The organism is Clostridium sp. D43t1_170807_H7 (assembly GCF_015555905.1).
Taxonomy (GTDB): Bacteria; Bacillota; Clostridia; order Clostridiales; family Clostridiaceae; genus Clostridium.
The window spans coordinates 112,386-121,137 of record NZ_JADNLK010000007.1 but is presented as its reverse complement, the minus strand read 5'-3'; the positions used below and the strand labels follow the sequence as shown (position 1 = coordinate 121,137).

Here is an 8,752-nt window from a genome sequence, read left to right as displayed (position 1 = left end):
TTCTTCTAATTTTTCTCTATCACGCTCTAAAAGTGTCATAAACTCTACCTCCACATTTGGATTACTCTTAACTTCAATTACTCTTCTATGGATATTCTTAACTAATGTACCTTTAGCTTTTTCAGCTATTTTATCATCTGAATGTTCTACATACTCTAAAAATCCAATAAGTTCATCACTTAAATCTTTCATTTAGTTAGTTATTTATCAATATTGTTTCTCAAAATCTAATTGCTAAATTGCAATTTGTAAGACTGTTTATCATTAATTAATAGAAATTCTTATAATTATATATAACCTTTTAATATATATTTTTACAAAATAAATGGAAACCATTAGGCTTCCATAAAATTTACTTTATAATTTTCTTTAATTCTAAAATTTCTTCTTTTGTAAGCTTTGAATATTTGATTATTTTTTCAATAGGCTCATTCTCTTTAAGCATTTCTTTAGCTATATTTAATCTTTCCTCTTCTCTACCCTCTTCTAATTTTTCTCTATCACGCTCTAAAAGTGTCATAAACTCTACCTCCACATTTGGATTACTCTTAACTTCAATTACTCTTCTATGAATATTCTTAACTAATGTTCCTTTAGCTTTTTCAGCTGTTTTATCATCTGAATGTTCTACATACTCTAAAAATCCAATAAGTTCATCACTTAAATCTTTCATAATCCCTTTAGTATTCAATATAATTTTATTTGTATCATCTTTCAGCTTTATATTATTGTCTTCAACACATACAGTTTCAAATGTATATTTATGTCTTCCTGCTTTAAATAAGTCAAAAGTACATATAAAAATAATGTAACTTTTAGAAAGTTTTCTATAATCTTCACCTTTGCTGATTAAATCTAAATCAATGTTTCCTTGATAATATCTTAATCTTTTAGGAAGATTTCTATTTTTTCCTCTTTGCATTTCAACATTATAAACTGTGTTATTTTCATCTTTAACATATATATCTAATCTAATACCTTTACTTTCTAAAAGTAAATCTATAGTCTTTTGATTTTCAGGCATTTCTATCTTTTCAATTTCAATCTCTAAAAGCTTCTCTAAAAACTCTTTACAGATCTCTTTATCACTCATTACTTTCGCAAATAGGAAATCATCTTCTAAATTTAATTCTTTTAATGTTTTACTCATTATTATTTCCTTTATTCTTAAATCATTTTATATTTTATTTAAGTTCTTATAACTATTATATTAAAATATTATTATAATCTCAATGAGAAATTCCTACATTACTATTAGTTTTGTTATAAATTATCTGGTGCCATAACTATTTATTAAATTTTTCTTTTGGAGATCTTACCAGTAATATCTTAAGTCCTCCCCCCTTAGAACTCCTATAGCTACATCATAAATAATTATAGCACGTTGAACTAAATATCTGTACAAACTATTATCAGTCCATATATTATTAGAATTATCTACCTTTATTCATGATTTCGCTGAAAAGGAAACCTTAATCCTTAATTCACTTATCTTTAATTCCCAACCGCTTTTTATTCTCTTAAATTTCCTTTAATCATTTAACTAATATTCTTCTTTAAATAGATAAACGAATTAATTATTAAGCTTGAATTTAAAATGGCATTCCATTCCCTTAAACCCTTGGGCTCAAATCATGTTAATTCTATCTACGCGCAAATAAGAGCCTTTAATTTATCATGACACTATTATATTCTTATACTTATTTTAAATTCTTTAAATATTACGTAAACTATGCTCCTATTTGCTTTGTTAAAAGGAAATAATTATTCCGTAAACTAAAAATAATGTACAAGCCATTAAGGCTAGTACATTATTTTTCACTTACTCCATAATTAAGAAATTGCAGTCCATCTTTTTTCAAAGTTGGACAGAGTGGAAACTTTACTCCGTAAAGTAATAAATAAAAATATATATTACTTATATTTAATAATATTATTTTAATAGTTAAAATTCTTAATGCATTTAATATAGTAACTACATTTACTAAAATCATAGTATATCATATTGCCCTATTACCTAAAGTATTATAAGTGTTATAGCTATATTATATAATATTACTTTATACTATTTTAGGCCCTTAATCCAACACCTAAAAGAAGTGCATGTTATTACCTAGTATTTCTAAGGCTAAAAAGGTTTCTTAAAATGAACCGAACCATTTTTAACCTAAGAAATTCTACGGATTAAACATTGCTCTTTTAGGTAACCGTTGGGGGCCAATGGTCCTTTCCACTAAAACTTTTCTATCATGGTCTACTAACTAATTCTTTTCTTGTTAGCCTTTTTGCTCCTAATCTATTTTTATTATCTTTTAACTATTTTTAATCTATAACTAGCACCGCACCTTGTCCTTGCTACCAAAAGTGGACAGGCAGCCTTGCTCCTCCACTTTTGGTAGCAGGGACACTTTTGGTAATATTTACTTAGTTGCTAATTAGAGGACAGGAAGCCTTTCTAGTCCTCATTAGCACCAGTAAATATCACCAAAAGACGGTGCTAGGGGGTGACAGGCAATCAGCATTAACAAAAATGTACAGGTAGCCTTACTAGTACCTTTTTGTCAATTGCTAGAAAGCTAGTCCCCCCCTTGCAATTTCTTTTCACGTTGCAGTCCCACTGTTCATGGGACAGAGCGGAAATTTTTTTCAAAAATTAATTCATTGTCCTTTTAGTTCGTTATTTATCAATATTATTTCTCAAAATCTAATCGCTAAATTGGAAATTTGTTTCATTCTATTAATTTATAATGTTCTTACCAAATATCTATTTACTTTCTTTTTATATTCTAAATACTCATTTCTAAATGCTGTAGTAAGAAAACTTTCTTCAACATTTATAATTTGCAAATGGAACATTACTAAAGTTCTCCCTCAATAAAAATCATTATTTTCATATTCATTTATTCCTTATATTTATATTTCAAACATAAAATTTTATATATTTTGTTATTTAGTTTGTTTCCTGTATGCACTGTAAAATATTGTTGCAACCAAAGTCAATGTAATAGTAGCTGCGATTGTGGAGCTTAGATACATAGTTGGAAATTGCTTATGTTTCAGCATATATGTAACGAATGCATTGGGGAGATTTACAAAATACGAAACAAATAAATTATTGCCTGATAGTTTGTATGCACTTGCAAATCCAACACCTACAGCAAATAATAATAAAATATCACCAATGTTGCGAAATCCAGGATAACCTAAATGATAAAGAGAAAACATCATTCCTGAGATAATAATCGCTGATAACCAGCCAAAGTGTTGTTCAACCCTACCCTGTACAAATCCACGAAAAAGAAATTCTTCGAAAAATGTGGTCATAATTAATGGCACAATTCCCATAGGTAATAGATGCCACGGTATTTCTTTTCCTGCAAGTATCATTGGAATAAGTTGTCCACCGATTGAAAATGCAACAAATGCAATTAAAACAACAAATTGCCGTACTCCCAACCTTTTAATACCAACAGAAGATGCCATACCTTTTTCCTTATGTAAACAATAAAGAGGAACTAAAAAACTAAATATTATCCCATATGCAAGATTATAAAAGATAAAATAAAGCATTGGTATCGGATTTATATTAGCTAATGTAACACAGATGATTAACATCACCTGTACAATAATACATAAAAGAATAAGTTTTGATTTTCTCATATTATCAATTTCCTTTCTAATCATAAATCTAAAATAATCCACATTCTTGATATTATAGGAATATTAATTATTATACTAAAGTTTTAAATAATATATTTAAAAAGGACTTATGAATTCATTTGTCCTTTTAGTTCCTAATTTATCAATATTATTTCTCAAAATCTAATCGCTAAATTGGAATTTCTACTCCTTAAAAATTAAACCATTTTATATTTTTATATTCTTCTTCTACATCTGGACAACATCCAACTATCTTTTTAAAAATAATAGCATCATCACCATATTTATTTTTAATAAACTTTACAAATAAGGTTTCATCATAACAATTAGTCTTTTTCCACTTTAAAAAATCAGTTAAAATATCATTAAAGTTATCTAATATGAATTTATCTACTTTATATAGTCCTATATCACCATCAGCACTTAATAATAAATACACTATATAAACCTCCCTTAAAAATTCCCATTTATCGGGCAGTTAAAAAAATAAACTCTCCCGTAAAATATTATCAATATTTTCTAGCTAATATATTTAATTATACCTAAACAACAGCAATATTCAAACAATTTTTTCCAACTACTAATGATTTATACTTCTTCTTTTAAAACCCTCTGTTTTTCAGTGGTTACTCATATTTTCATCTTTAAAAAAAGACTAATATTTAAGTCTTAATAATATAAAATTAAATTTATAATTTTGAAAAAATTATTTCCGCTCTGTCCATGTGAGCGTAGAGGTAAGTGGATTGCTAAAGAAAAGTAAAAGCCCCTCCTTAGGCTAGTAAAAAAAGATTACGTAGTAAATGACTTTTGGAGTGCTAGTTAGGCAACCTGTATCCAAAAGGAATTTAAGTAGTAAGATTTTTTTTCCTGTCTAAGGTGGACTAGTAGGACTAGTATTCTGGAGTTGCATATTTTTAGGACTAGTAAGGCTACCTGTCATTAAAATATGTAATGGAGGCATACCTGTCCTACCTGTCCAAAGGGGCGCAGTTTCGTTATTAAAAATAGTTAGAATTAACATAAATAGATTAGGAGCCAGTTTTAAGGGCAGAGCCCTTTTATATTAAACTATCTTGATGGAATCAAGATTTCCTTGCTGCCGTAGGCTATAAATTCAAAGCTTAATAATTAATTCGTTTATCCATATATAGAAAAGTTTAATTTGTAATACTAACTGTAGATAAAAGTTCTATGAATAGTTCTGGATTAAAGATAAGTGAATTAAGGATTAAGGTTTCCTTTTTTAATGACTCTGTTTAAAATACTGCATATATTTAGCTAACTTTAAGGTTGTCTAAAACAACCTTAAACATGGTATTAAATTAAAATTATTCATAAAACCACTTTACCAAATCGGAATTTAAATGCTAATTATGACTTAAATTTATCACAACTCTCTTATCCAATCACGGATTTCTTCGTTTAACTCTAGTTTACTTTTTCTACACAACTCTTTATGCTTTCTACCAATTTTAAAGAACCTATCCACCAAACCATAAATAGGGAAAATAATGTGAGTTGCATATTCATAATTTAAGTGTTTGTAATTGTATTTAAAATTTTTATTTTTCAGTCTTTCTACAATCTTTTCACAAGATAACTTACTTGTCCACATTGAGTCATATTCAGGAGATACAAGTAAAATTGGGCCATTGATGTTCTCTACTTTTATAACATTATCTTCATTACAATTTTTAATTAAATCTTCATATACAAAATTCGTCGTTGGTTCTCTATTTAAGATACTTTGTTTAATAACCTTATATATATCAATATGTCCTGTAGCATAAGGTATTTCTTTACCTTTATAAGATGTTATACGGCAAATTATTTTGGTAAAATTTCTTAAGAAAAAAGCAAATTAAAATATCTTGTAAATAATAAGAGATATCTTAATTTGCTTTTTTAGTAGTCAGATTAAATAATCTAACTTAGTGTGTTGATAAATAAAATAATGGATATAATTTATGTAGGAGGTGAAGTTTTGGATATAAAGAAAAAGAAGAAGCTCTCAAACTTAATGAAACTCCTTCTTTAATAAATGATTATATCCAATTTCCATTTATGATTATTGACCACTTTCCAAATTTTATACAAAGAATAATAAAAAATTCTGAAGATGATTTTTATCATATTGTTCATGGCTGCCGCCACTGCGGTTATGCTGGTAATCTTCATAGGCATGCCAGTTATCATAGAACTATTATATGTAAAGAAATAACTGCAAGAGTTAGAATACAAAGGGTTATTTGTCCAAACTGCAAAAAAACACATGCCATAATTCCATCTGATTTAATTCCATATTTTCAACATACATTAGAAACAATAATAAGACTATTAGAATTTATAATATCTAAAAAAGCATCTTATTCTCAATCACTTACCGTTTATAGAATGTTTAATCTAAGTTTTTCATCAGCTCATATAAACTTATATATAAGACGTTTTAAAAGTAACTTAAATAATATAGCTTATTTTTTTAGAGTTTTCTGTAATATTTTCCTTGAGCCTACCGCTAGCGTAGCTGAAGTAATTAATAAATTATTAGAATTACAATTTAAAATTTTTAATAAAGATTATTTTAATAAAATGAACAGATATTTTTTATCCAAAGTAAAACTAGCTTAGTCATTACCTCTATTCGTTATGCAAGTTAATAGAAATATATCTATTTTAAAATTAAAATCCTTATCTTTCCAAATGTAAATTTCACCTTTTTATCCAACCCCACACAACTTTGTAGGGATTAAATTAATAAAATTGTCATATCCTTTTATATATTAAGAAAGGAGTTTAGTTAAATGGACGAAAAATTAAGAAGAGAAATAGCATTATTTAGATTTTCTCTAATTGCACCAATTTTAAATAATACTTATCCGAATAAAACAGTAAAAGATTATTTAGAAGAAATTTGTGCAAAAGTTTACGACAGCCCTTTAGGGCTAAAAAAAGAATATGCACCATCAACAATTAAAGAATGGCTAAGACTTTACAAAACTAAAGGAATTGATGGATTATACCCTAAAAATCGAAGTGACAAAGGTGAGTCTAGAAAATTAAAAGCTGAAGTTAAGGAGTTAGTTATTAGTTTAAAGAAAGCAAACCCTAAAAGAACAGCTAAATCTATTTATCAAGAAATTATTATTACTACAAAGGTAAAACCTTTTGAACTATCGCTTTCTACTGTACAAAGATATATTAAGAACTTGGATTTAAGCACAGATTCCAATATAAAGGATAGAAGAGCTTTTGAATTTGAAAACGCCAACGATTGTTGGCAATCGGATATTTCAGTTGGACCATACTTAACTATTAATGGTGTTAAGCATAAAACTTATATAGTAGCTTTTTTAGATGATGCTTCAAGATTAATTGTTAGTTGTAAGGCATTTAAAAGTGATAATCTTCTTTCAGTATTAGAAGTATTTAAAGATGCTGTAGCTACTCGAGGTGTTCCTAAAAAGGTATTTTTTGATAATGGCAAAGTTTATAGATCGGGTCAAATGGAGCTTATTTGTGCTTCGCTAGGCTGCGCACTCTGCTTTGCAGAGCCATATTCGCCACAATCAAAAGGAAAAATAGAAAGATGGTTTCAGACACTTCAAAAACAATGGCAACAATTAATAGACACTAGTTCTTTTCAATCTATAGATGAACTAAATAAATCCTTAAATGAATATGTAGAGCTTAATTATAATCGTGCATACCATAATGGTATAAAAGATAAACCTATAAATAAATTTTTAGCTAATATAGATAATATAAAAAGATTTACAGAGCAAGAGTTAAGGAATGTTTTTCTTTATAGAGTAGAAAGAAAGGTTAAAAATGATTCTACTGTGTCTATTGATAAAGAAATTTATGAAGTACCTAGTAAATATATTGGAAGTAAACTTTATATAAGATACGATCCTACAAATAATGAAGAAGCCTTCATTTTCTCCGAAAATGGAGAGCGATTAGAAAGAATAGTTAAAGTGAATAAAATAGATAATTCAAAATTAAAGCGTGGTAGTAAAAAAGAAGCTGTTGATTTTTCACCATTTTCTGATAACAAGGAGGTAAATTAAAAATGTATAGAGCTTATTATGGGTTAACTTTTGACCCATTTACTAAAGAAGTTAATACTAAAAATTTTTATAAATCATATCAATTTAATCAAGGTCTAAGTAGATTAGACTTTTTAAAACAAAATAAAGGCTTCGGATTAATTACCGGTGAGCCAGGTGCTGGCAAATCATCATTGCTTAGATATTTTAAAGAGAGCTTAAACCCCAATTTATTTAAGTGTGTATATATTCCTTTATCTACATTAACTGTTATGGATTTTTATAGAGCATTATGTGATGGATTAGGAGTTGAGCCTGCTAATAAGAAAGTTACTATTTTCAAGCAAATTCAAGAATCCATCTTTAATTATGCTACTAATAAAAACATTACTCCTATAATTATTTTAGATGAAGCACAATTTCTTAAAAACTCAGTCTTAGATGACCTAAGAATAATTTTTAACTTTCAGATGGATTCTAAAGATCTTGCTATTATAGTATTAGCAGGTCAAACAAATTTTATTAATCAAATTAATAGATCAAATCATGAAGCCTTAAGACAACGTATTTCTGTTAATTATCATCTAGAAGGTTTAGGTGCTAATGAAATTAAAGATTATATTGTAAGTCGCCTAAGCGCAGCCGGTTGTAATGAGCCACTATTTGCTGATGATTGCTTTGATTTACTTTATTCTATGACAAATGGACATCCAAGAGAAATTAATTCAATATGTAGAATGTGTTTAATTTCAGCTGCTTCAAAAGAAAACAAATTTATAACTAAAGAAGATATTTTTAACGCTCACAAAGAAGTAAGTATTATTAGTAATTAAGGATTTGTACGTAATTTACATATTATTATAAAAAATTAAGATGGGGTAACCGGTAGCGACAGCAATTAAATATATAAATGAATAATTATCACTTAGGGACTGTTTCTAGTCCCTTTTTATTATTAAAAAATTAAGATTAAATAATCTGCATTTTTGAGCTAAAAAACATAAGTCAGATTAAATAATCTTATTAAAAACTAGTGTAAT

General features: G+C 27.3%; 6 protein-coding genes and 1 pseudogene. 3 read left to right on the top strand and 4 right to left on the bottom strand.

Annotated elements, in window-relative coordinates; genetic code table 11:
- From I2E98_RS06345 to I2E98_RS06325, 4 genes and pseudogenes are all read right to left on the bottom strand, one after another.
- Window positions 1-192: pseudogene (locus I2E98_RS06345) on the bottom strand (transposase); the annotation flags it as partial.
- A gap of 160 nt (window positions 193-352) precedes the next feature.
- Window positions 353-1,150 (bottom strand): Rpn family recombination-promoting nuclease/putative transposase, encoded by a 798-nt coding sequence (locus I2E98_RS06340; RefSeq protein WP_195468120.1) that lies wholly within the window; start codon window positions 1,148-1,150, stop codon window positions 353-355.
- Window positions 1,151-2,946: 1,796 nt separating this feature from the next.
- Window positions 2,947-3,660: a CPBP family intramembrane glutamic endopeptidase gene (locus I2E98_RS06330; protein ID WP_195468119.1), complete on the bottom strand. Its 714-nt coding sequence runs from the start codon at window positions 3,658-3,660 to the stop codon at window positions 2,947-2,949.
- A 190-nt stretch (window positions 3,661-3,850) separates the two neighbouring features.
- A complete protein-coding gene (locus tag I2E98_RS06325; RefSeq protein WP_195468118.1) occupies window positions 3,851-4,099 on the bottom strand; it encodes a hypothetical protein in 249 nt (82 codons plus the stop codon).
- A gap of 1,628 nt (window positions 4,100-5,727) precedes the next feature.
- Between I2E98_RS06325 and I2E98_RS06315 the strand changes: the two genes are divergently transcribed.
- The 3 genes from I2E98_RS06315 (at window position 5,728) to I2E98_RS06305 (ending at window position 8,545) form a co-directional block, all read left to right on the top strand.
- Complete coding sequence (locus I2E98_RS06315; protein WP_195468117.1) at window positions 5,728-6,291, top strand: DUF6431 domain-containing protein; 564 nt, start codon at window positions 5,728-5,730, stop codon at window positions 6,289-6,291.
- Window positions 6,292-6,464: 173 nt separating this feature from the next.
- On the top strand, window positions 6,465-7,733 hold the full coding sequence (locus I2E98_RS06310) for a DDE-type integrase/transposase/recombinase (RefSeq protein ID WP_195468116.1): 1,269 nt from the start codon (window positions 6,465-6,467) through the stop codon (window positions 7,731-7,733).
- A 2-nt stretch (window positions 7,734-7,735) separates the two neighbouring features.
- Window positions 7,736-8,545, top strand: a complete 810-nt coding sequence (locus I2E98_RS06305; RefSeq protein WP_195468115.1) for an AAA family ATPase — start codon at window positions 7,736-7,738, stop codon at window positions 8,543-8,545.
- Window positions 8,546-8,752 lie beyond the last annotated feature (207 nt).

Coding starts and splice junctions, on each gene's coding strand:
- I2E98_RS06340 (WP_195468120.1), bottom strand. CDS start 1,150: ATGAGTAAAACATTAAAAGAATTAAATTTAGAAGATGATTTCCTATTT.
- I2E98_RS06330 (WP_195468119.1), bottom strand. CDS start 3,660: ATGAGAAAATCAAAACTTATTCTTTTATGTATTATTGTACAGGTGATG.
- I2E98_RS06315 (WP_195468117.1), top strand. CDS start 5,728: ATGATTATTGACCACTTTCCAAATTTTATACAAAGAATAATAAAAAAT.
- I2E98_RS06310 (WP_195468116.1), top strand. CDS start 6,465: ATGGACGAAAAATTAAGAAGAGAAATAGCATTATTTAGATTTTCTCTA.
- I2E98_RS06305 (WP_195468115.1), top strand. CDS start 7,736: ATGTATAGAGCTTATTATGGGTTAACTTTTGACCCATTTACTAAAGAA.